This window comes from Pseudomonas stagnisoli (assembly GCF_048595745.1).
In the GTDB taxonomy this organism is placed as follows: Bacteria; Pseudomonadota; Gammaproteobacteria; order Pseudomonadales; family Pseudomonadaceae; genus Aquipseudomonas; species Aquipseudomonas alcaligenes_A.
On record NZ_CP184361.1, the window covers coordinates 4,035,090 to 4,056,614 of the forward strand.

The 21,525-nt window shown below is 67.7% G+C and carries 19 protein-coding genes; 18 read left to right on the top strand and 1 reads right to left on the bottom strand.

Annotated elements, in window-relative coordinates; translation table 11 throughout:
• The first annotated feature begins 5 nt into the window (after nucleotides 1-5).
• Nucleotides 6-410 carry a phosphate ABC transporter substrate-binding protein gene (locus ACOAPY_RS19390; RefSeq protein WP_465154391.1) on the top strand — a complete coding sequence of 135 codons (405 nt, stop codon included), beginning with the start codon at nucleotides 6-8 and terminating at the stop codon, nucleotides 408-410.
• Nucleotides 411-462: 52 nt separating this feature from the next.
• Here ACOAPY_RS19390 and ACOAPY_RS19395 read toward each other — a convergent pair whose 3' ends face one another.
• The gene (locus ACOAPY_RS19395; protein ID WP_465154392.1) at nucleotides 463-1,506 is read right to left on the bottom strand and encodes an NAD(P)H-dependent flavin oxidoreductase; all 1,044 of its coding nucleotides are present in this window, start codon (nucleotides 1,504-1,506) and stop codon (nucleotides 463-465) included.
• Between the two features lie 86 nt (nucleotides 1,507-1,592).
• On the opposite strand from ACOAPY_RS19395, the gene ACOAPY_RS19400 reads away from it, so the two are divergent.
• The 17 genes from ACOAPY_RS19400 to ACOAPY_RS19480 all read left to right on the top strand — a co-directional run bounded on the left by ACOAPY_RS19400 (nucleotide 1,593) and on the right by ACOAPY_RS19480 (nucleotide 21,488).
• On the top strand, nucleotides 1,593-2,471 hold the full coding sequence (locus ACOAPY_RS19400; protein WP_465154393.1) for a LysR substrate-binding domain-containing protein: 879 nt from the start codon (nucleotides 1,593-1,595) through the stop codon (nucleotides 2,469-2,471).
• A 65-nt stretch (nucleotides 2,472-2,536) separates the two neighbouring features.
• Entirely contained in the window at nucleotides 2,537-4,456 is a 1,920-nt protein-coding gene (locus ACOAPY_RS19405) for a putative nucleotidyltransferase substrate binding domain-containing protein (protein ID WP_465154394.1), read from the top strand.
• Complete coding sequence (locus tag ACOAPY_RS19410; protein ID WP_465154395.1) at nucleotides 4,453-5,145, top strand: 3'-5' exonuclease; 693 nt, start codon at nucleotides 4,453-4,455, stop codon at nucleotides 5,143-5,145. Before ACOAPY_RS19405 ends, ACOAPY_RS19410 begins: the two co-directional genes overlap by 4 nt.
• A 104-nt stretch (nucleotides 5,146-5,249) precedes the next feature.
• On the top strand, nucleotides 5,250-6,374 hold the full coding sequence (locus tag ACOAPY_RS19415) for a PepSY-associated TM helix domain-containing protein (RefSeq protein ID WP_465154396.1): 1,125 nt from the start codon (nucleotides 5,250-5,252) through the stop codon (nucleotides 6,372-6,374).
• A complete protein-coding gene (locus ACOAPY_RS19420; protein ID WP_465154397.1) occupies nucleotides 6,371-6,529 on the top strand; it encodes a hypothetical protein in 159 nt (52 codons plus the stop codon). The genes ACOAPY_RS19415 and ACOAPY_RS19420 overlap by 4 nt, the downstream gene beginning before the upstream one ends.
• Nucleotides 6,530-6,683: 154 nt before the next feature.
• Nucleotides 6,684-7,655 (top strand): alpha/beta hydrolase, encoded by a 972-nt coding sequence (locus ACOAPY_RS19425; protein ID WP_465154398.1) that lies wholly within the window; start codon nucleotides 6,684-6,686, stop codon nucleotides 7,653-7,655.
• A 345-nt stretch (nucleotides 7,656-8,000) separates the two neighbouring features.
• Nucleotides 8,001-8,396: a YkgJ family cysteine cluster protein gene (locus ACOAPY_RS19430; RefSeq protein ID WP_021698918.1), complete on the top strand. Its 396-nt coding sequence runs from the start codon at nucleotides 8,001-8,003 to the stop codon at nucleotides 8,394-8,396.
• A gap of 485 nt (nucleotides 8,397-8,881) precedes the next feature.
• Entirely contained in the window at nucleotides 8,882-10,417 is a 1,536-nt protein-coding gene (locus tag ACOAPY_RS19435; protein ID WP_465154399.1) for a glycosyltransferase, read from the top strand.
• A 13-nt stretch (nucleotides 10,418-10,430) separates the two neighbouring features.
• Complete coding sequence (locus tag ACOAPY_RS19440) at nucleotides 10,431-11,576, top strand: PilZ domain-containing protein (protein ID WP_465154400.1); 1,146 nt, start codon at nucleotides 10,431-10,433, stop codon at nucleotides 11,574-11,576.
• Between the two features lie 8 nt (nucleotides 11,577-11,584).
• A complete protein-coding gene (locus tag ACOAPY_RS19445; protein ID WP_465154401.1) occupies nucleotides 11,585-12,904 on the top strand; it encodes an SEL1-like repeat protein in 1,320 nt (439 codons plus the stop codon).
• Nucleotides 12,901-14,271 (top strand): alginate export family protein, encoded by a 1,371-nt coding sequence (locus ACOAPY_RS19450; protein ID WP_465154402.1) that lies wholly within the window; start codon nucleotides 12,901-12,903, stop codon nucleotides 14,269-14,271. The genes ACOAPY_RS19445 and ACOAPY_RS19450 overlap by 4 nt, the downstream gene beginning before the upstream one ends.
• A 15-nt stretch (nucleotides 14,272-14,286) precedes the next feature.
• Nucleotides 14,287-15,714 (top strand): MBOAT family O-acyltransferase, encoded by a 1,428-nt coding sequence (locus ACOAPY_RS19455; protein ID WP_465154403.1) that lies wholly within the window; start codon nucleotides 14,287-14,289, stop codon nucleotides 15,712-15,714.
• A gap of 9 nt (nucleotides 15,715-15,723) precedes the next feature.
• Nucleotides 15,724-16,836: an alginate O-acetyltransferase AlgX-related protein gene (locus ACOAPY_RS19460; RefSeq protein ID WP_465154404.1), complete on the top strand. Its 1,113-nt coding sequence runs from the start codon at nucleotides 15,724-15,726 to the stop codon at nucleotides 16,834-16,836.
• Nucleotides 16,837-16,851: 15 nt separating this feature from the next.
• The gene (locus ACOAPY_RS19465; protein WP_076581053.1) at nucleotides 16,852-17,490 is read left to right on the top strand and encodes an alginate O-acetyltransferase AlgF; all 639 of its coding nucleotides are present in this window, start codon (nucleotides 16,852-16,854) and stop codon (nucleotides 17,488-17,490) included.
• Between the two features lie 8 nt (nucleotides 17,491-17,498).
• Nucleotides 17,499-18,878 carry an alginate O-acetyltransferase AlgX-related protein gene (locus ACOAPY_RS19470; protein WP_465154405.1) on the top strand — a complete coding sequence of 460 codons (1,380 nt, stop codon included), beginning with the start codon at nucleotides 17,499-17,501 and terminating at the stop codon, nucleotides 18,876-18,878.
• A complete protein-coding gene (locus tag ACOAPY_RS19475) occupies nucleotides 18,869-19,972 on the top strand; it encodes a polysaccharide lyase (protein ID WP_374322275.1) in 1,104 nt (367 codons plus the stop codon). The genes ACOAPY_RS19470 and ACOAPY_RS19475 overlap by 10 nt, the downstream gene beginning before the upstream one ends.
• A gap of 4 nt (nucleotides 19,973-19,976) precedes the next feature.
• The gene (locus ACOAPY_RS19480; RefSeq protein WP_465154406.1) at nucleotides 19,977-21,488 is read left to right on the top strand and encodes a right-handed parallel beta-helix repeat-containing protein; all 1,512 of its coding nucleotides are present in this window, start codon (nucleotides 19,977-19,979) and stop codon (nucleotides 21,486-21,488) included.
• Nucleotides 21,489-21,525: the final 37 nt, after the last annotated feature.

Below are 21,525 nucleotides of genomic sequence, written 5' to 3' on the forward strand. Positions count from 1 at the left end.
TGCATATGAAGCAATCTCTCCGCATTCTCCTCGCCGCCGCGAGCATCGGCGCCGCTGCCCTGGCACAGGCCGAGGTCGCCGTGATCGTCAACGCCGGTGCCTCCGCCGCGCCTTCGCAGGCCGACGTCGCCAACATCTTCCTGGGCAAGAACAAGTCGCTGAAAGGCGTCGACCAGAAGGACTGGAGCCCGACCAAGGAGAAGTTCTACGCCGCCGTCACCAGCAAGAACGAAGCGCAGCTTAAGTCCTACTGGTCCGGCCTGGTGTTCACCGGCAAGGGTCAGCCACTGCCGAGCGTAGCCGGTGATGCCGAGGTCGTGGCCAAGGTCGCTGCCGAAGCCGATGCCATCGGCTATGTGGACAAGGCCGCGGTGACCGACCAGGTCAAGGTGCTGTTCACCCTGCCCTGATCCTGGGGCGGCGCAATGAACAAGGCCGGCGGGGCGACCCACCGGCCTTTTTTCATGCCTGCTGCATCTCCGCCACCAGCAGCGCCAACAACTCCGCCGCCGGCAGCTCGCGAACCAGCGGTGCGCCCTGGCCGGCCCACTGAGCTGCGAAGTCGTGGCAACCGCGGGCGCTGGCCGCCGCCTGCAGGGCCTTGGCCGCGTCGTAGCAGATCGGGTAATCCGGCAGCTCCGCGCCCAGGTCGCCGTACAGCCGATTGGGCAGGCCGCGCGCCGGACGTCCGGAGATATTCGCGGTGATCGCGGTACGCGCCGCCTTCTCGCCCTTCAACGCCTCGCGGTAGGCGGCGTTAGCGGCCGACTCGGGACACAGCACGAAGGCCGTGCCCAGCTGCGCGCCAGCGGCACCCAGGGCCAGGGCCGCGCGAATGCCGGCACCGTCCATGATGCCGCCAGCGGCAATGATCGGCAGACGCGACTGCTGCGCCAGCAGGCGCACCAGCGCCAGGGTGCCAAGCGCCGCATCGCCCTCTTCCGGCACGAACACCCCGCGATGGCCACCGGCCTCGATGCCCTGGGCAACCAGTGCGTCCACGCCGGCGGCCTCGGCCAGCCGCGCTTCGGCCGGCGTCGTCACGCAGGCCAGGGTACGGATGGAGGCCTGGCGCAGGCGCTCGATCCATTCGGCCGGCGGCAGGCCGAAGTGAAAGCTGACCACCGCCGGGCGCAGCTCCAGCAACGTCTCCAGCATGGCCGGATCGGCCAGGAAGCTCGGGTAGATCTCGCGTAGCGCCGCCGGCGGTGCGGCACCGAACTCGGCGAACAGCGGACGCAGGCGCTCCAGCCAGGCCTGCTCGCGCGCCGCATCGGCGCGGGCCGGCGCATGGCAGAACAGGTTGAGGTTGAACGGGCGGGCCGTCAGCGCGCGGGTCTGCGCGACCAGCTCGCGGGCCTGCGCCGGCGTACTCGCGCCCAGCCCAAGCGAACCCAGACCGCCCGCCTCGGACACGGCGGCCGCCAGCGCCGGCGTGGAAACCCCGACCATCGGCGCCTGGATGATGGGATGGTGGATACCGAGCAGTGCACACAGGGACGACATGAAAAGCCTCCGCGGGATTGACCCATCAATCTCGATTAAAGATTATCGATAAAACATTATTCTTATTTTGAGATTTATAGAAGCCCATGGATCTCACCAGCCTCGCCCTCTTCCGCGCCGTAGCCCTCGAGCAGAGCGTGACCCGCGCCGCACAGAGCCTGCAGCGCGCCCAGTCGAACGTCACCACGCGCATCCAGCAGTTGGAGGAAGAGCTCGGCGCCAGCCTGTTCCTCCGCGAAGGCAAGCGTATGCGGCTGACCGAGCAGGGCCAGGCCTTTCTCGCCTACGCCGAACAACTGCTGGCGCTGGCCGACGAGGCACGCCAGGCGCTGCACCCCGCACAGCCGAGCGGCCGCCTGCGCCTGGGCAGCATGGAAAGCACGGCGGCGGCGCGCCTGCCGGAGCCGCTGGCGCGCTTCCATCGCAGCTATCCGCAGGTCAGCCTGGAGGTCAGCACCGGGCCCAGCCAGGTCCTGCTCGATGGCGTGCTCGGCCGCCTCCTGGACTGCGCACTGATCGCCCGCCCGCAGCACCTGGTAAAGGGTCGCTGGCAGGCCGAGCCGCTGGACCAGGGGCTGGAGGGTGAGGCGCTGTTTCGTGAGGAACTGCTATTGCTACTGCCGGCCGACCACCCACCGGTGCAGGAGCCGGCGGACGTGCGGCTGCGGACCCTGGCCGGCTTTGCCCAGGGCTGCAGCTACCGGCAGATCGGCGAGCGCTGGCTGGGCCAGAGCGGTGCGCCACTGTGGGTACAGGAAGTCGGCTCGTACCACGCGATTCTCGCCTGCGTGGCCGCCGGCACCTGCGCCGGCGTGGTGCCGCGGGCGCTGCTGGAACTGCAGCGCACGCCGCCAGCAGTGCGCCAGGTACCGCTGCTTGAAGTGGATACGCTGCTGGTCTGGCGCCGTGGTTACGCGGCACCGGCCTTCCGCGCCTGGCGCGAGCAGCTAGGCTCTGCGACCTAGGTCCAATAGCCGCCGCGCGCGGGCGGCGCGACCATCAACGCACACCCCAGCACCGGGAGCGTCGCATGTCGTCCAGCGTTGCCGGCAAGACGGCCGTCCTGCAGAACATCCATGGCACCATGGAGTTCCTGCGCAAGTACCCGCCGTTCAACCAGATGGACAGCGCCCAGCTGGCCTATCTGGTGGAGCATTGCCAGCTGCGTTTCTATGCCGCCGGCGAGAGCATCATCAAGCCCGGCGACGGCCCGGTGCAGCACTTCTACATCGTCAAGCAGGGGCTGGTGGTCGGCGAGCGCCCGCACTCGGCGCGGCGCGGCAGCGAGACCACCTTCGAGATCGCCAGCGGCGAGTGCTTCCCGCTGGCCGCCCTGCTCGGCGAGCGCGCCACCCGCACCGAACACCTGGCCGGCGAGGACACCTTCTGCCTGCTGCTGGGCAAGGACGCCTTCGTCCGCCTGTTCGCCCAGTCCGCGCCATTCCGTGACTTCGCCCTGCGCGGCGTGTCCAGCCTGCTCGACCAGGTCAACCAGCAGGTCCAGTTGCGCGCCGCCGAGAACCTCGGTGCGCAGTACTCGCTGGACACCACCCTGCGCGAGCTGGCCCTGCAGCAGCCGGTGGCCTGCAGCGCCGCCACGCCGCTGCGTGATGCCGTGAGGCGCATGCACGAACAGCATGTCGGCAGCATCGTGATCGTCGACGAGGGCGAGCGACCTGCCGGCATCTTCACCCTGCGCGACCTGCGCCGGGTGGTGGCCGACGGTGAATCGCTGGAGCAGCCGATCAGCGCGCTGATGACCCAACGCCCGTTCCACCTGCCACCGGAGGCCAGCGCCTTCGATGCGGCCCTGGCAATGACCGAGCGGCATATCGCCCACGTCTGCCTGGTGGAGCATGAGCGCCTGGTCGGGGTGGTGTCCGAGCGCGACCTGTTCTCCTTGCAGCGGGTCGACCTGGTACACCTGGCCCGCACTATCCGCCACGCCGGCCGCATCGAGACGCTGGTAGCGCTGCGCAGCGACATCCGCCTGCTGGTCGAGCGCATGCTGGCCCATGGCGCCAGCTCCACGCAGATCACCCAGCTGGTCACCCTGCTCAACGACCATACCGTGTGCCGGGTGATCGAACTGGTGCTGGAGGAGCTGGGCGATCCCGGCGTGCCCTTCAGCTGGCTGTGCTTCGGCAGCGAAGGGCGGCGCGAGCAGACGCTGCACACCGACCAGGACAACGGCATCCTGTTCGAGGCCGACAGCCCCGAGCAGGCCGAACACATGCGCCAGCGCCTGTTACCGGTTGCCCGGCGCATCAACCAGCGCCTCGCCGAATGCGGCTTCGCCCTCTGTCGCGGCAACATCATGGCCGGCAATCCCGAACTGTGCCTGTCACGCCGCGAGTGGGCGCTGCGTTTCGCCGCCTTCGTGCGTGAAGCCACCCCGGAGAGCCTGCTGGCGTCGAGCATCTACTTCGACCTGCGGGTGGTCTGGGGTGACGAGCAGGGTTGCACGCAGCTGCGCCGCCAGCTCCTTGCCGACGTGGCCGACAACAGCCTGTTCCAGCGCCTGATGGCCGCCAATGCCCTGCGTCACCGCCCGCCGCTGGGACGCTTCCGCGACTTCGTGGTGGCGCGCAAGGGCGCCGAAAAGGACACCTTCGACCTCAAGGAGGAAGGCCTCACGCCCTTCGTCGATGGCGCCCGTCTGCTCGCCCTGGCCCATGGCGTGGAGGAGAGCAGCACCCTGCGCCGATTCGCTGAACTGGTGCGCCTGGAGGTGATCGACGCCCAGGACGGCGCCGCCTACGAGGAGGCCTACCACTTCATCCAGCAGACCCGCCTGCAACTGCACCAGCAGCAGGCGGCGCAGAGCCTGCCGCTGTCCAATCGCCTTGATCCGGACAGCCTCAACCACCTGGATCGGCGCATCCTGCGCGAGTCCTTCCGCCAGGCCCAGCGCCTGCAGGCCAGCCTGACGCTGCGCTACCAGCTATGAAGAAGATGCTCGACTGGCTGCGCAGCAGCCCCGCTATCGATCCCCGCAGCCTGCACCTGCCAACAGCGGTGGCGCTGGACGAGCGCCCGCTGAGCGCGCAGCGCATGGTGGTGGTCGACCTGGAAACCAGCGGCCTCAACCTGCAGCGCGATCAGCTGCTGGCCATCGGCGCGGTGGTGATCGAGGACGGCGCCATCGACCTGTCCCAGCAGTTCGAGTGCACCCTGTGCCAGCCCGGCCACCGCGCCGGCGCCAGCACCCTGATCCACGGCATTGCACCCAGCGCGGTGGCCGCCGGCCGCGATCCCGCCGAGGCCCTGCTGGCCTTTATGGAGTTCGTCGACGACAGCCCGCTGCTGGCGTTCCACGCACCGTTCGACCAACACATGCTCGAACGCGCCCTGCGCGAGACACTCGGCTACCGCCTGCGCCATCCCTTCCTCGACGTCGCCGTGCTGGCCCCGCTGCTGTGCCCGGACGCGCCGCCCTACAAGGGGCTGGACGAGTGGCTGGGACACTTCCGGTTGCAGGCCAGCGAGCGCCACCACGCCAGTGCCGATGCCCTGGCCACGGCCGAGCTGGCGCTGATCCTGTTCAGCAAGGCGCGTCGCCAGGACCTGGACAGCCTGGCCGAACTGCAGCGCCGGGCGCAGAGCTGGAAACGCCGGCAACTGGCGCATTCGCTCTGACTCGCCGACAGAGCAGATAAAATATCATTTGTTAAATATTCTCGTTTCACGCGACGCGCACGCTTTACTAGAATGCACGCCCCTCCCAGGCCCGGGCTGCCCTCATGCGCTCCACCACCATCCGCCGCTGGTCCGTTGTCCATACCTGGACCAGCCTGGTCTGCACCCTGTTCCTATTCCTCCTGGCACTCACCGGCCTGCCGCTGATCTTCCACCACGAGCTCGAACACCTGCTCGGTGAAGCACCAGAACTACGCGAGATGGCTCCCGGCACGGCGCACCTGGACCTGCAGCAGCTTGTCGAGGCAGGCGAACGCCACCGCCCTGGCGAGGTGGTGCAGTACCTGGGCTGGGAAGAAGACGAACCCAACGGCGTGGTCACCATCATGGCCGCCACCGCCGGCACCGAACCGAATTCGTCGCACACCTTCATGCTCGACGCACGCACGGGCGAGGCGCTGGAGATGCCGGCAGCCAATGGCGGCTTCATGATGCTGATGCTGCGCCTGCACGTAGACCTGTTCGCCGGCCTGCCGGGCAAGCTGCTGCTGGCCTTTATGGGCATGCTCTTCGTGATCGCGATCGTCTCCGGCGTGGTGCTCTATGCGCCCTTCATGCGCAAACTGCGCTTCGCCGAAGTGCGCGACAAGTCCACGCGCCTGCGCTGGCTGGACCTGCACAACCTGATCGGCATCGTCACCCTGACCTGGGCCCTGACGGTGGGCGTTACCGGGGTGATCAGCGCCTGCGCCGACCTGCTGATCGAAGCCTGGCGCGGCGACACCCTGGCGACCATGGTCGAACCCTACCGCGACGCCCCGCCGCTCACCGAGCGCGCCCCGGCCAGCCGCCTGCTGGAGATCGCCCGGGCGGCTGCGCCCGGCATGCAGCCGGACTTCATCGCCTTCCCCGGCACGCGCTTCTCCAGCGAGCATCATTACGCGGTGTTCATGAAAGGCAGCACGCACCTGACCTCGCACCTGTGGACCCCGGTGCTGATCGACGCCCGCACCCTGCAGGTCACCGCCGTCGGTACCCGCCCCTGGTACATGGACGCCCTGGCCATGTCGCAGCCGCTGCACTTCGGCGACTACGGCGGGCGACCGATGCAGATCCTCTGGGCGGTGCTGGATGTGCTGACGCTGATCGTCCTCGGCAGCGGCCTGTACCTCTGGTGGGTGCGCCGCCGCGCACCGCGCGCGGCCTTGCGTGACGAGGTGGCAGCATGAGGCAGTCGACCTTCTTCATCCCCGCGCTGCTGGCCGCAGGCGGCGCCGCCGGCCTGTTCGCCGCCCTGCTCGGCGACGGCGCGTGGGATGCCCTGGCCTGGCTCGGCCTGGGCCTGCCGGCCGTGATCGGCACCTGGCCGCTGCTGAGGCGCTGAAAGGTACTGGCGAAAGCGCCATGCCGGCCTAGCGTTAACTCAGGCAGAGAGCGGCAGCACAGGAGTGCCCCGCTGTCAGTCCCTTGTCCCTCGTCGTTCTGCCAGAACCGCCGCCCACACGGCACCCGTCTGCGCAACGCCTGGGAGTCACGCCATGCTGTTCATCACCAATCGCTTCCCCACCGGCTCTATCGAAACGGTGAAAGGCCGCAAGTTCGACTTTGACCTCAGCAACAACGCCCCCAGCCACTCGGTCTACTTCTGCCAGCGCAAGAGCAAGAAGAATCTGATCGAACTGGGCAGCGAACTTTTCCTCGACCGCCTGCACGAGGCGCCGCAGCGCCAGGTGCTGCTGTACATCCACGGCTTCTCCAACCTGCCCGACGATGTGTTCGCCAATGTCGAGGAGTTCCAGCGTCTGTGCGACCAGGCGTTGGCCGAGGAGGTGCTGGTGATCCCGGTGATCTGGCCGTGCGACAACGATCTGGGGATCGTCAAGGACTACTGGGACGACCAGAAATCCGCCGACTACAGCGCCATTTCCCTGGCCCGCGCCCTCAGCCTGTTCCTCAAGTGGCGCGACGAGCGCGAGGCGGCGGGACTCGACAGCTGCCTAAAGCGCATCAACGTACTGGCCCACTCGATGGGCAACCGGGTGCTGCGCGAGACCCTCTGCGAATGGGACCGCTACGACCTGGCCCAGGGCGTCCCCATGCTGTTCCGCAACACCTTCCTGATCGCCGCCGACATCGAGAACGAATCGATCCATCGTGGCCAGCGCGGCGAGCTGATCTCGCATGCCTCGCGCAACGTGGTGGTGTACTACGCCTCGGACGACCTCGCCCTGCGTGGCAGCAAGGCGGCCAACCTGAAGAACCGCATCGCCTCGCGGCGCCTCGGCCACAGCGGCCCGGAGAACATGGACCTGGCGCCGCACAACCTGTATGCGGTGGACTGCGATGACGTGAACACCCGCTACGACACGCCCAAGGGCCACTCCTACTTCCGCAGCGACGACCAGGGCAAACCCGGCGTGGTGTTCCAGCATCTGTTCGAGTGCCTGCGTAACGGCCGGGTATTCCCGCAGGACGAGGCCAGGCGCTCGACCATCCTGCGGGCCAAATGAGGGCAACCGACAAGGCAGCGCCTGCGGCGCTCGCCAGAAATGTCGGGCGCAGAAAAAAGAAAACCCCGCTTGCGCGAGGTTCTGCAGACTGGTCCTGACATCCGTGGTCGGTGCGCCATCCTGGCGAACAATCCTTCATGTCCCTGTTCTTTTAGGTGCGCTTCCTGCGCTAAGTCCTTGAAAGCGAGATTAATCTGACTGATGGCATGCTGATAGCAGCCGTCGCCGGCGCGCCGTGTAAGCCAAAGCTTACAAAGCCGCCGAGCGGGAAGGGGTTCACAAAGCCGGTGTGACCGCTATCATCGCGCGCCTGATTTGCCTGCGCCCTGCGCCATCGAGCCTGACATGAGACCGCAACTGATCGCCGCCGCGGAAATCGACCGCGTCGAGACCTGGACCAAATACAACAAGGACATGTGCACCAGCTGCATGTCGACCTGCTGCACCATGCCGGTGGAAGTGCGCATCGCCGACCTGATCCGCCTCGGCGTGGTCGACGAGTTCGAGCGCGGCGAACCGCCGAAGAACATCGCCAAGCGCCTGCAGAAGGAAGGGCTGATCGAGCGCTTCAACCAGAAGTCGGGCATCTTCACCCTGACCCGCATGAGCAACGACGACTGCATGTACCTGGATCGCAAGACCCGCCTGTGCACCGTCTACGACAAGCGCCCGGACACCTGCCGCAACCATCCGCGCATCGGCCCGCGTCCCGGATACTGTGCCTGGCGCCCCAAGCAGTGATCCCGGCGCGCGGCGAGCGCCAAAACGGTTCATCGCCGCGCTCCGCTGTCCGAACCGGTGCAGAAAGCATCGATAGAAAACGCCGAGCCACAAGCTCGGCGATGTTTTTTATAGAACGCCAATTTTCAGACGCTCGCTAAATTACTGACTTAAATGAATTTTCAGAAAGTCATAAGCCATACCCAGAAGTACTTAGCGGCTTCCTTGAAAAAATTCATACAACTGCATTAATTTTGGCGCACTGTCTGCACTGTGGACTGCAGCACAGATCGCCGAGTTCACGGCGACAACTTTCCAGATCAAGAACAGCTGCGCATTTCACCTTCGCCACGCTTTCCACTGCCTAAATCTGACGTGCAACCAACCTTCCGGGATGAGGGGTAGGCAATGGATTTGGGTATCGGATTCCCCGCAGTAGCGCCTCGACAGCCAGGCCGTTTCACCACGCACGCCCCCGCGACCAACCACCCCTGCGGGAGCTGAGCATGCCTGGTCATAGCGCTGACAGCGTACTGCCGCTGTCGCAGGGCAACCCCTGCGCCCGCTTTTTTGGCTGGACCTGCCTGTTCGCCCTGATCGCCCTCTGTTCGGGCCTGGTCGATCCCAACCTGCTCGATCCGGCGCACAAGCACTTCATCCTGCTGATCGGCGGCATCGGCATGTGGCGCTATGGCAACGCCGCCATGCACTACCTGCGCGGCATGTACTTCATGCACTGGAAATTCCCGCGCATGCGCCGCGCCGTGGGGGCCATGGGTGAGGCCGCGCTGCCCTCGCAGATCTTCATGGTGGTGACCAGCTTCCGCATCCCCACCCACACCACCTACAAGGTGTACCGCTCGGTGTTCGAGGAGGTGCAGCGCCTGCCCGTGCCCTGCACCGTGATCGTGTCCATCGTCGAGAAGGCCGACGAAAACTTCATCAAGCAGATCATGCGCGACTGCGTCAGCCCGGCGCGCGACGACATCCGCCTGGTGGTGGTGCGCGCCCGCGGTACCGGCAAGCGCGACGGCCTGGCCCACGCCTTCCGCGCCCTGTCGCGACAGATGCCGCTGGAGGACGCGGTGGTCGGCGTGGTCGACGGCGACACCATGATGCTGCCCGGCTGCGTGGAGAACGCGGTGAAGTTCTTCGCCTACCTGCCCAGCGTCGGCGGCATCACCACCAACGAGTTCTGCCAGGTCGAAGGCGGCAAGCTGGTGCGCGAGTGGCACTCGCTGCGCTTCGTCCAGCGCCACATCAACATGTGCTCCATGGCCCTGTCGCGGCGGGTGCTGACCATGACCGGGCGCCTGTCGTTCTTCCGCGCCTGCGTGATGACCGACCCGGCGTTCATCCGCGATGTCGAGGCCGACTTCCTGCAGCACTGGCGCCTGGGCCGCTTCCGCTTCCTCACCGGTGACGACAAGTCCTCCTGGTTCAGCCTGATGCGCGCCGGCTGGGACACCTTCTACGTGCCGGACAGCCACACCCTGACTGTGGAGCACCCGCCAGACAGCAACTTCCTGCGCGCCACCCGCCAGCTGATGTTCCGCTGGTACGGCAATTCCCTGCGGCAGAACTTCCGCACCACCCGCCTGCTCGGGGTGCGGCAACTGGGGTTGTTCACCATGTATGTGCTCTATGACCAGCGCGTGTCGATGTGGACCAGCCTGCTCGGGCTGACGGCCTCGGTGGTCGCCGCCCTGCTGTATGGCGTGGAGTTCCTGCTCGTCTACCTGTTCTGGGTGCTGCTGTCGCGCACCCTGGTGACCCTGCTGATGCTGTTCGCCGGGCACCCGGTCGATCCGCTCTACCCGCTGGCGCTCTATTACAACCAGATCGTCGGTTCGGCGATGAAGGTGCATGCCCTGTTCCACATGGACCAGCAGAGCTGGACGCGACAGAAGACCACCCTCGACCGCAGCGATGCGGCCTTCGACCAGGCCCTCAACCGCTGGTCCTCGAAAACCATGCAGGCCTCCGCGCTCGCGCTGTTCGGCGGCGTCGTGGCCCTGCTCCTCACCTTGTCCCAACCCTGAGAGGCGGAACGCCATGAGCAGTGCCATTTCCTCGATCGCGCCCAATGTGGTCCACGAAGCGGTGGACGAGCGCCAGCACGTGCGCAGCAAGCTGCCGGCGCGCGTCGTCCTGAGCGGCGCCGACGACAGCTTCGCCTGCGAACTGCAGGACATCTCCCTCGGCGGCCTCGGCCTGCGCTGCTCGCGCGAGCTGCCGCAGGGCGCGCTGTACGACGCCGCGATCCAGCTGGAACTCAACCAGGTGGCGCTGACCATCGACGCCCGGGTCAAGGTCATCGCCGAGCGCGGCGGCCTTATCGGCGTCGAGTTCGTCGAGCTGGAACCACGCAAGCGCGACATCCTGCGTTACCTGCTGAGCGCCTACCTGTCCGGCGAGATCGCCGACGTCAACGGCCTGTTCAACGTCATGCAGCGGGAGAACTACATCAAGCAGCGCAAGCAGAGCCAGAGCGGTGCGCGCACCCGCCTGGAACGGGCCCGCGCCCTGCTGGGCAGCGCCGGCTACCTGGCGGCCGGCATCGCCGTGGCCGGGGTGCTCGCCTACAAGAGCTACCTGCTGTTCTTCAGCGTGCCGGCCAGCCAGGCCCTGGTCAGCGCCGACGCGCACATCCTCAGCATGCCGGAGAACGGCTATGTGCGTTTCCTGCTGCCCGCCGGCGTGCAACGGGTCAAGGCCGGCGAGCCGATCGCCAGCGTGTCCACCCAGCTGGCCACCAGCTTCACCACACCGGCCGACCTGGAGGCCCTGGCGCGCCTGTCGCAGAACGACCTGCAGAGCCTGCTCGGGCGCACGCTGATCGAAACCACCCTGGCCAGCCCTTGCGACTGCTACGTGTATTTCCCGAGCAAGCCCACCGACGGCTACGCCTACAAGTTCGCCGAACTGGCGCACCTGATCCCGGCCGACGACGACCTCTACGTCAAGGCCAGCTTCCCCTTCGACAAGCTCAAGGGCCTGCACGACATCAGCGCCATCGACCTGCAGGTGTTCGGCGAACCGGAGCCGCGCAAGGGCACGGTGATCCGCTCGGCGGTGGACGCCGAGAACCAGGCGCTGGTGCTGAGCATCAAGCCGGACAAGGCCCTGCCGCTGGCGGCCTATCAGCAACCGGTGACGGTGGACCTGTTCAAGGGCCTGCCGCTGACCAGCAGCCTCTAGGAGACGCCATGTCGTACCGCGCGATCGCCAGCCTGCTCGCCCTGCTGCTCTGCGCCGGCCTGGCCCAGGCAGCCAGCCTGGCCCAGGTGCAGTACCGCCTGCACCTGGACCCGAGTGCCGACGTCGAGGCCGACCTGCGCGCGCTGGTCGAGCGTGGCGACCAGCCGGCCATGCTGCTGCTCGCCGACCAGCTGGCCCGCACCGGCCAGCACCAGGACGAGGCCATCGCCCTGTACCAGCGCGCCTTCGCCGACGGCCATGGCGAGATCGCCGCGCTGGCGCCGCTGGCGGCCCTGGTCGAACGCCAGCCCGACGGCCGCGAAGCGCACCGCGCCTTCTTCGCCCAGGCGCTGCAGCGCTACCCGCTGAGCCGCGACTTCGCCACCCTGACCACCAGCCTGGATGTGTTCCTGGTCTACCCCGAACTGTTCCCGCGCGCCGAGCCACAGGCGTTGATCGAGCTGTACCGGCGCGCCTGCATCGACGCCTGCCACCTGAACCTGTACCGCGCCCGCCTGGCCGAACTGAACGGCCAGCAGGCGCTGGCCGAGAGCCTCTACCTGCAAGCCCTGCGCGAGGACGCGCGCGCCGTCGACCGACTCTACCAGGCGCTCGGCGAGCAGCAGGACACGCTGTTTCCGCAACGGGTGCAGCCGCTGCTGGCCGAGGCCGACGCTTTGCCGCTGGGCACCGTGCAGGCCATCGGCAGCCTGCTCAGCAGCATCCCGCGCGAGCACGATCCCGAGGTCATGGCCTGGCTCGACAACGCCATCGCCCGCCAGGCCGACTCGGCCAGGGTGGCCAAGGCCAGCTACATGATGTCGGCACCCGAGAACTATGCAGCAGAAGACGTCTTCGCCCTGATCGACCGCATCGAGCAGACCCGCTCGCAGGAAGGTCGCGCCCTGCGCGCCTCGGCCTACCTGGTGCGCGGCTGGCGCACCCTGGACCCGTTCAAGGCCAAGGCGATCATCGACGGCCTGCTCGCCGAGGGCTACCAGAACGCCTACCTCAACCTGGGCGAGCTCTACAGCATGGGTGGCCTGGACCAGGTCGACCAAGCCCAGGCCATCGCCACCTACCGTCTGCTCGCCGCGCGCGGCGTGCCGTCGGCCTTCTACCGCATTGCCACCATCTACGGTGGCGGCAAAGGCATCTGCAACGACCCGATCAAAGCCTACGCCTACGCCAGCCTGGCCGTGGAGCGCGGCGAGCTGGGCGCCCGCAAGTACCTGCGCGAGCTCGACGGCAAGCTGCCCGCCGGCGACCGCGAACGCGCCCTGCAGGCCCGCGCCGGCATCCTAAAAGAGCTGGAGGCGACCCTATGAAACGCTGCCTGCCCGCTCTGCTCTGCCTGCCCTGGCTGGCACTGGCCGAGGAATCGGCCCAGCAAATAGTCGCCGACGAAAGCACCCCGGCGCAGGAGAAGGTCACCGACCTGGGCCGCTTCGAGTTCGCCCAGAAGGCCACCCTGCAGGGCGGCTACGGCCCCGAGGACGGCACCCTGGGCAATGACCGCAAAGGTTTCTACGGCCTGCGCTACGAGCCGACCCTGGCCTGGTATTCCGAGGAAGGCGCCTGGTCGCGCTGGCAGGGCTTCGGCCGCGCCTGGCTGAACTACAACTCCGGCCAGGCCAGCACCCCGCTGCAGGAAAACGAGGCCCAGCAGCTCGAATACTTCAGCGCCGAGCTGCGCGAGTTCTACCTGCGCCGCAACCTGCTCGGCGACGACCCGCGCTTCGCCCTCGCCGTGGGCCGCCAGCGCTTCGGCGACTACTTCGGCCTGTGGTGGGACGACAGCATCGAGGCCCTGCGCCTGGACTACGACGACAGCTTCGCCCGTGGCTTCGTCGCCATCGCCGAGCAGTTCCACAGCTACAACAGCGACATCAGCAGCCTGGACGCCGACCAGCAGGACATCGCCTACCTGATGGGCGAGTACGCCTTGCGCTGGCAAGCGCAGCAGTGGACCGGCCTGCGCCTGATGATCGAGCGCGACCACAGCGGCCGCGACGAAACCGACGACCCGCTGGACTTCCGCGGCCAGCGCCTGGGCCTGTTCGCCAGCGGCGAGCAACTGGGCTGGGGGCTGCTCGACGACTATCGCCTGGAGCTGGCGATGCTCGACGGCGACAACCGCTACAACGACGGTCGCGACCAGGATGTACGCGGCTGGGCCCTGCTCAGCGAGCTGGGCAAGCGCTTCGACGACAGCTCCTGGCGGCCGCGCCTCTACCTGCACGGCGGCCTTACCGACGAACCGGACGAGGACGGCGACGGCTTCCGCCTCAATGCCATCCAGTCCGACCGGGTGGCCGACCCCGAGACCTACAGCACCGGCCTGGTCAGCGCCTTCGTCGGCGTCGACCTGCGCAACCTGGCGTTCTATGGCATCGGCCTGGACAGCCAGCCACGGCCGCGCCAGCAGCTCGACCTGCGCCTGACCGACCTGCGCCTGCGTGACGAAGACGGCGAGCTGCCGCTGCGCGCGAGCGCGGACGGCGAGCGCAGCGGCAGCCACCTGGGCCAGACGCTGGACCTCAACTACTTCTGGGAGATGTTTCCGCTGGCCTACGAAGGCCGCCAGATGCAGGTCAACGCCCTGCTCTCCCTCAGTTATTTCCGGGCCGGCAGCGCAGTTCGCGGCCTGGACAACGACTACCAGGCCAGCTTCGGCCTGGTGCTGCGCTACTGACCGCGAGGTGTCGCCATGGTCTTCACATCCAACGTGTTCCTGTTCCTCTTCCTGCCGGTGTTCCTGCTGGTGTACTACGCGGTCAAGGACTCCTGGCGCTCCTACGTCATCGTGCTGGGCAGCTACCTGTTCTATGCCTGGTGGCGCCCGGACTTCCTCCTGCTGTTCGTCGCCATCTCCTACTGGAACTACTGGTTCGGCCTGCTGATCAAGCGCCGCATCGACGCCGACGACAAGAAAAGCGCGTTCCGCCTGCTGTGCCTGGGCGTGGCCGGTGACCTGGCGGCGCTGGGTTACTTCAAGTACGCCAACTTCGGCGTCGAGGTCATCGCCGCCGCGCTGCAGCCGCTGGGCATCAACACCTTCACCCTGGAACACATCATCCTGCCGCTGGGCATCTCCTTCTACGTGTTCCAGGCGCTCAGCTACATCGTCGACATCTACCGCAAGGACGCCGAACCGACCCGCCGCTTCGTTGACTTCGCCGCCTTCATCGCCCTGTTCCCGCAGCTGGTGGCCGGCCCCATCCTGCGTTACAGCCTGATCGACCAGCAGCTCAAGCAGCGCACCCATTCCATGGAGCTGTTCAGCCTGGGCGCCTGCCGCTTCATGCTCGGCTTCGTCAAGAAGGTGCTGATCGCCGACTCGCTGGCCCCCATGGGCACTGTGATTCTCGGCAGCTCGGAGCCGCAGATGGTGGATGCCTGGTTCGGCATGTTCATCTGCCTGCTGCAGCTGTACTTCGACTTTTCCGGCTACAGCGACATGGCTATCGGCCTGGGCATGATGATGGGCTTCCGTTTCGCCGAGAACTTCAACCAGCCGCTGCTGTGCCAGAGCCTGACCGAGTTCTGGCGGCGCTGGCACCTGACCCTGGCCGACTTCCTGCGCGACTACATCTACGTACCGCTGGTGCGCTCCAAACGGGTCAGCGCCGACGGCGCGCTGTTCTGCACCATGCTGCTGTCCGGCTTCTGGCACGGCGCCAGCTTCGCCTACATCTTCTTCGGCCTGTATTTCGCCGTGCTCATGGTGGCCGAGCGCCGGCTCGGCCTGGTGACCAAGATCGGCGGCCCCTACAAGTGGTGGCGCAACCTGCTGGCGCTGATCTTCGTGGTGGGCGTGATGCCCTTCTTCATCACGGGCGACATGCAGCACGCGCTGCGCATCGTCCCCGCCATGCTCGGCTTCAACGGCATCGGCTCGCTGGAGGTGTACCTGCTGGCGACCTCGCAAATGACCCTGGCCTTCACCCTGGTGGCGGTGGTCTGGCTGCTGCTGGCCGGGCGCCTGAACCTGCGCTTCTACGCCGGCGCCCAGCAGGGCTACTGGATGCAGCACGTCGGCGGGCTGAGCATGCTGGCGCTGTGGGCCGCCTTCGGCCTGTCGCTGAGCCGCCTGGCCGCCAACTCCTTTTCCCCGTTCCTCTACTTCCAGTTCTAGGAGGCTGCCATGTCATTCCCCGTCATGAGTTCGGCAAGCAGGGTCAACGGCGTCCTGTTCATCCTGTTGCTGGCCGCCATGCTGCTCTACTCCACCCCCCGGGTGGTCGCGTTCGCACGCACCCAGGAACCGTCCACGGCCGCCACGCAGTTTATGAGCGGCGAGCTGCTGCGCCAGTTCGAGGACTACTACGACAAGGGCCTGTTCCTGCGCCAGCCCTCGGTGGAGGCCTGGGCCAGTCTGCAGTACCTGCTGTTCCGCGAGGGTTCCAGCGGCGTGGTGCTGGGCAAGGACGGCTGGCTGTTCAGCAACGAGGAATACCGCGTTCCCGGCGCCTACCAGCAGGCGCTGGAGGAGCACCTGTCGCGCATCGCCGAGGTGGAGAAGACCCTCAAGGCACACAACAAGCGGCTGATCCTGCTGCCGCTGCCGCTCAAGCTGGATGTCTACGAGGAGTACGCCAGCCGTGCCCCGGACACGCGGGCCAAGACCCTCTACGACGACTTCCTCAGCGGCCTGCGCGCGCAGCGTATCGAGGTGGCACCGCTGCGCGAGGCCTTCCTCGCACAGAAGGAGCAGCAGCCGCTGTTCCTGCCCACCGACACCCACTGGACGCCCTATGGCGCTCGCCTGGCCGCCCAGGAACTGGCCCGCCAGCACCCGGAACTGGTCGGCAGCACGCCCTACACCTCGCGCCAGGTGGCGCAGAAGGAGCTGCCGGGCGATCTCAGCAACTACCTGCAGTTCAACCGCACGCTGGCGCCGGAACGCTTCCAGCCGAGCCCGCTGCCGGTGTTCGAAACACTCAAGACCGAGCAGCAGGCCAGCGATGCGGCGCTGTTCGGCGAGGCCGCCCAGCCGATCATGCTGGTCGGCTCCAGCTACACCAAGATCGACGACTGGAACTTCCCCGGCTTCCTCAAGGAGTCCCTGCGCACCGACCTGCAGACCACGGCCGTGGAGGCCAAGGGGCCGTTCTACGCCATGGAGCAGTTCCTTGCCGGGCAGAAGCTGGCCGACCCGGAGATCACCACGGTGATTTGGGAATTCCCGGTGCGCACGCTGCTGGCGGAAAAACCCGTGACCTCCGGCTGGCAGGTCGCCGCCAACCAATTCTTCTGACTGGAGACTGAACCCATGAAAGCCCTTTCCCGCCTGCTGCTCGCTCTCGCCCTGCTCGCGCCCGCCCTCAGCCCGGCGCAGGATGGCAATGCCGCCCTGTACGACGCCGTGGCGCCGGCCGGCTCGGCCTACATCAGGGTACTCAACCTGTCCACCAGCGGTGCCGAGGTGATGCTCAGCGGCAAGAGCGCGGCGCAGAAGGTCAGCGCCGGCCAACTCGGCAACTACCTGTTCAGCGCGCCTGGCACGCACAAGGTCACGGTCGGCGGCGCCAGCCTGCAGGCCGACCTCAAGCCCAGCAGCGCCACCACCCTGGTGTACGACGGCAGCAGCCTCAAGGCCATCGCCGACAACTATGTGGAGGACAGCAAGAAGGCGCAGATCGCCTTCTACAACCTCACCGACAAACCGCTTTCGCTGAAGACCCTGGACGGCAAGCATGCGGTGGTCGAGGGCGTGGCCAGCCAGCAGGCCGGCACGCGCATGGTCAACGAGATCAAGATCGGCTTCGCCGCCTACGCCGGCGAGCAGAACCTGGCCAAGTTCGACGAGCTGTTCCTGAAGAAGGGCCGCTCCTACAGCTATGTGGTCATCCCCAGCGGCGCCGGGGTGCGCACCATCGCCGCGATGAACGGCCTGGACAGCATCAAGTAGCCGCCGCCATGAGCCTGTCCCGTCTGCTCCTCGCCAGCCTGCTGCTCGCCGCGCCCGCCCTGCGCGCGGCCGAGCAGTGCGACCTCGACTGCCTGCTGTGCCCGGGCCTGGCCGACCCCGCGCACTACGGCGAAGGCATCATGAAGTCGATGAAGTACGTCGCCCCGGGCAAGGACACCTGGCTGTTCCGCTCCGAGGTGGACCTGAGCAACGACTTCGGCATTCCGCCCGCCATGCGCCCGCAGTTCAAGCGCCTGATGGACGCCTTCCATGCCCGCGGCACCCAGGTGGTGATCGCCGTGCAGCCGACCCGCGGCATCATGCACCGCGACAAGGTGCGCGCGGACAGCGCCTACGGCTTCGACTTCGCCACCGCGCGGCGCAACCTGGCCAGCTTCCTCGACCAGCTGCGCGCCGGTGGCGCGGTGGTGCCGGACATCCTGCCGCTGGTCGACAGCCCGCCCGAACAGGACTACTTCTTCCGCCGTGACCACCACTGGACGCCGGCCGGCGCGATGCACACCGCGCGCCTGGTGGCCGACAGCATCAGGCAGCAACCCTTCTACGCCGACCTCAGCAAGAAGCAGTACCGCACCGAGCCCGGAGTGATGGTGCCCAAGGACGGCACCATGAGCCGCGCGCTGAAGAAGATCTGCGGCAACAACTACGGCTTCCAGTACGCCCGCGGCTTCCAGACCGTGCCGGCGGGCGACGACCTCGGTGCGCTGTTCGACGAGCAGAGCAGCCAGGAGGTGGTGCTGGTCGGCACCAGCAACTCGGCCGCGCGCGACGACGACACCAAGAACTACAACTTCGACGGCTACCTCAAGGAATACCTCAGCGTCGATATCCTCAACGTCGCCCTGCCCGGCGCCGGCCAGGAGGGCGCGCTGCTCAACTACCTGCAATCGCCGGACTACACGCCGGACGCCCCGCCGAAGCTGATCATCTGGGAGCTGCCGGCCAGCTTCCGCCTGGAAGACCCGCTGATGTACCGCCAGCTGCTGCCGGCCATTGCCGGTGGCTGCGCCAAGGGCCAGGTGCTCGGCGAGCGCAAGAGCGAGCTACCGGCGCTGCCGCGCGGCCAGCGCTTCGAGCTGCTGAGCAATGGCGGCGCGCAGCGCCTGGACCTGCGCGGCAAGCCGGGCTTTCTCGACATCAAGCTGGCGGACAAGAACCTCAAGGACTTCTACGTCATCGTCTATTACGACAACGGCCAGCGCGACAAGCAGTGGTACCGCCGCGAGGCCATCGTCGCCGGCGGCCAGTACTACCTGGAACTGAGCCAGGACGCCGCCTACCGCGACGCCAACCTGCTGTCGGTATTCATCGAGCCGACCGAGGACCTGGCCGCGCCCGTGGCGGTGGAGACCCGGCTATGTCTGTAAGAGTGCTGCTCGCCCTGCTGCTCTGCGCCGGCGCGGCGCAGGCGCAGCCGCAGTCGATCTGGCCACCTCGGCCGCTGCCGCTGGCGGCGCAGATCGGCGACTACCGCCAGTTGGAATGTCCGAAGGCCGTGCCCGAGCCCTACACCGGGGCGCTGCAGATCGATAGCAAGTACGACCAGAGCGACGCCAGCCGCTCGACCCTCAGCGGCAAGGTGTCGGCGCGCTCCAAGGAAACCCATGGCCGCCTGGCCGAGTACACCCAGCGCCTGGCGCAGTTCGCCGACTACCTGGTGCAGGCCAAGAATCCCCGCCAGGCCGGCACTGCCCTGGCCTGTCTGGACCAGTGGCTGCAGGCCTGGGCGGAGGCGGGGGCGATCGAGAGCCGCGATGCCAGCAAGACCGGCCTGGCCGCGCGCAAGTGGGCGCTGGCGGCCATCGCCTCGACCCTGCTCAAGAGCCAGGCGCTGAGCGGTGGCCGGCCAGCGCTTTCCAGCGCGCAAAAGGCCTGGCTGCAGCGCCTGGCCGAGCAGGTGATGGACGACTACCGGCCGCGCCAGGCGGCGGACTTCGCCTACTTCAACAACCACGACTACTGGGCCGGCTGGGCCGTGGCCGCCAGCGGCATGCTGCTGGGCCGCGACGACTATGTGGCCTGGGGCGAGCGCAACTTCCGCCGTGGCCTGGCGCAGATCACCGACTCGCCGCACGGCCCCTACGCCTACCTGCCCAACGAACTGGGCCGCGGCCCGCTGGCGGCCAACTACACCCACTACGCCATGGTGCCCCTGCTGCTGCTGGCCGAATCCTCGCGCTACAACGGCCCCGGCCTCAGCGCCGAGGATGACCGGCGCCTGCAGCGGCTGGCCGACTTCGCCGCCCTCAGCCTGCTCGACCCGCAGCGCCTGGCCGAACTGCGCGGCCAGCCGCAGCACGAGGTGCCGCCGTACAAGCTGGTGTGGCTGCTGCCCTTCCTCGACCTGTACCCGCAGCACGCCCTGGCCCTGCGCCTGCAAGCCAGCGCCGGCGTGGCGGCCACCGCCTACGGCCAGCTCGGCGGGCGCCTGGCGCCACTCTATCCCCACGTTGCGAGGTAACCCGATGGCCGCGCTCGACTACCTGCGCCGCTGCGCGCCGCTGTTGCTGATCGCCTTCTGCGGCCTGTGCCCGGCGCAAACCCGCACGCTGCTGCATCACCAGCTCGCGGCCCTCGGCGAGCACCCGCAGCAGGCGCAGATCGCCGCCCTGCTGACCACCCCGGCGCAAGGCCTGGACCCGGCACAGTTCGCCGTCGCCACACCGGGCGGGCGCGGCCGGGTCAGCCTGACCAGCCTGTTCTCGGCCCAGGCCGGCAGCTGGCCCTTCGAGCCGTTCGTCAGCAGCGGGCTGTTCCGCGTGATCGCCGACTACCAGGCGCACCACCCGCAGGCGCTGCTGCTGGACGAGGGTAGCCTGAGCCTGGAGCAGTTGGCCAAGGCGCTGAACGACCCGCGCATCCTCAAGCCGCACAAGGACGGCTACCTGCTCAGCTACCCGCTGCTGATCGGCCCCAAGGGTGCGCTGCTGGTGGAAGACCAGCGCCTGTACCTGAACAGCCGCGCCGGCGCCGCGCTGATCAACCGCGGCCAGCTGGTGCTGCGCCGGGCCCAGCTGCAGAGCTGGGCCGGCGAGCAGAGCCAGTTGGCGGCCAAGCCGTTCCGCCCCTTCATCATGGCCTGGGCCGGCAGCTTCACCCTGATCGAACAGTCGCGACTGGCGCGCCTGGGCTACAACGCCCACCTGGCGCGCGGCCTGACCAGCCGGCGCAGCGCCCAGCAGCCGGCCGCCACGCCACCCGCGCGGGTGCTGATCCGCGCCAGCGAGCTGCGCGAGATGGCCAGCGGCGTGGAGCTGCACGACAGCCTGGCCCTGATCGAAGACTCGCAGTTCAGCGAGCTGCAGCAGTACGGCCTGGACCTCGCCGCCAGCCGGGTCGGCATCGCCCGCAACCAGATCAGCGACATACGCAACCACAGTGGTATCCGCCTGCGTGACGGCAGCGCCGGGCTGATCACCGACAACCTGATCGGCAACGTCGGCAAGGCCGCCATCGAGGCGCAGCTGCAGGGCGGCGCCCTGGCCCTGCAGAACAACCGCATCGGCGGCACCGGTGCCAGCGCCATCGTTCTCAGCGGCAGTCCGCAGCAGCCGGCCGAGGGCCTGCTGGTGGCCGGCAACCTGATTGGCAACAGCCAGGGCAGCGGCATCGATGGCCAGCACATCGGCCGCGCCCTGATCATCGACAACCGCATCAGCGGCAATCCGGAGTACGCCATCCGCATCCGCAACGAGCCGCCGCTGCCGGGCGAGATCAGCCTGCTCGGCAACCAGCTGGGCAATGTCGGCAAGGCGATGATCCACCTGCAAGGCGTCAACCGGCTGTTGCTCGGCAGCAACCACTACCTGGGCCTGTCCAGCCAGCAGCACATCCTCGACGGCGACCTGCTTCCGGTGCAGAGCCTGCTACTGGAGACCACCCTCAAGCACGGCTGCGTGGCGCAGCTCGAGCTTCTCGCCGAGCAGCAGCCGAGCGCGCCGCTGCAGCGCGCGCCGCGTTGCGGGCAGAGTATCTAGAGCCGCCGCCCCTCTCCCGCCGGGAGAGGGTGCCCGC

What these genes read in the sequence shown, in the direction of transcription:
- ACOAPY_RS19395 (WP_465154392.1), bottom strand. Translation starts at nt 1,506, where the DNA reads ATGTCGTCCCTGTGTGCACTGCTCGGTATCCACCATCCCATCATCCAG.
- ACOAPY_RS19440 (WP_465154400.1), top strand. Translation starts at nt 10,431, where the DNA reads ATGAGCAGTGCCATTTCCTCGATCGCGCCCAATGTGGTCCACGAAGCG.
- ACOAPY_RS19425 (WP_465154398.1), top strand. Translation starts at nt 6,684, where the DNA reads ATGCTGTTCATCACCAATCGCTTCCCCACCGGCTCTATCGAAACGGTG.
- ACOAPY_RS19455 (WP_465154403.1), top strand. Translation starts at nt 14,287, where the DNA reads ATGGTCTTCACATCCAACGTGTTCCTGTTCCTCTTCCTGCCGGTGTTC.
- ACOAPY_RS19430 (WP_021698918.1), top strand. Translation starts at nt 8,001, where the DNA reads ATGAGACCGCAACTGATCGCCGCCGCGGAAATCGACCGCGTCGAGACC.
- ACOAPY_RS19470 (WP_465154405.1), top strand. Translation starts at nt 17,499, where the DNA reads ATGAGCCTGTCCCGTCTGCTCCTCGCCAGCCTGCTGCTCGCCGCGCCC.
- ACOAPY_RS19465 (WP_076581053.1), top strand. Translation starts at nt 16,852, where the DNA reads ATGAAAGCCCTTTCCCGCCTGCTGCTCGCTCTCGCCCTGCTCGCGCCC.
- ACOAPY_RS19480 (WP_465154406.1), top strand. Translation starts at nt 19,977, where the DNA reads ATGGCCGCGCTCGACTACCTGCGCCGCTGCGCGCCGCTGTTGCTGATC.
- ACOAPY_RS19410 (WP_465154395.1), top strand. Translation starts at nt 4,453, where the DNA reads ATGAAGAAGATGCTCGACTGGCTGCGCAGCAGCCCCGCTATCGATCCC.
- ACOAPY_RS19445 (WP_465154401.1), top strand. Translation starts at nt 11,585, where the DNA reads ATGTCGTACCGCGCGATCGCCAGCCTGCTCGCCCTGCTGCTCTGCGCC.
- ACOAPY_RS19435 (WP_465154399.1), top strand. Translation starts at nt 8,882, where the DNA reads ATGCCTGGTCATAGCGCTGACAGCGTACTGCCGCTGTCGCAGGGCAAC.
- ACOAPY_RS19390 (WP_465154391.1), top strand. Translation starts at nt 6, where the DNA reads ATGAAGCAATCTCTCCGCATTCTCCTCGCCGCCGCGAGCATCGGCGCC.
- ACOAPY_RS19400 (WP_465154393.1), top strand. Translation starts at nt 1,593, where the DNA reads ATGGATCTCACCAGCCTCGCCCTCTTCCGCGCCGTAGCCCTCGAGCAG.
- ACOAPY_RS19415 (WP_465154396.1), top strand. Translation starts at nt 5,250, where the DNA reads ATGCGCTCCACCACCATCCGCCGCTGGTCCGTTGTCCATACCTGGACC.
- ACOAPY_RS19420 (WP_465154397.1), top strand. Translation starts at nt 6,371, where the DNA reads ATGAGGCAGTCGACCTTCTTCATCCCCGCGCTGCTGGCCGCAGGCGGC.
- ACOAPY_RS19475 (WP_374322275.1), top strand. Translation starts at nt 18,869, where the DNA reads ATGTCTGTAAGAGTGCTGCTCGCCCTGCTGCTCTGCGCCGGCGCGGCG.
- ACOAPY_RS19460 (WP_465154404.1), top strand. Translation starts at nt 15,724, where the DNA reads ATGTCATTCCCCGTCATGAGTTCGGCAAGCAGGGTCAACGGCGTCCTG.
- ACOAPY_RS19405 (WP_465154394.1), top strand. Translation starts at nt 2,537, where the DNA reads ATGTCGTCCAGCGTTGCCGGCAAGACGGCCGTCCTGCAGAACATCCAT.
- ACOAPY_RS19450 (WP_465154402.1), top strand. Translation starts at nt 12,901, where the DNA reads ATGAAACGCTGCCTGCCCGCTCTGCTCTGCCTGCCCTGGCTGGCACTG.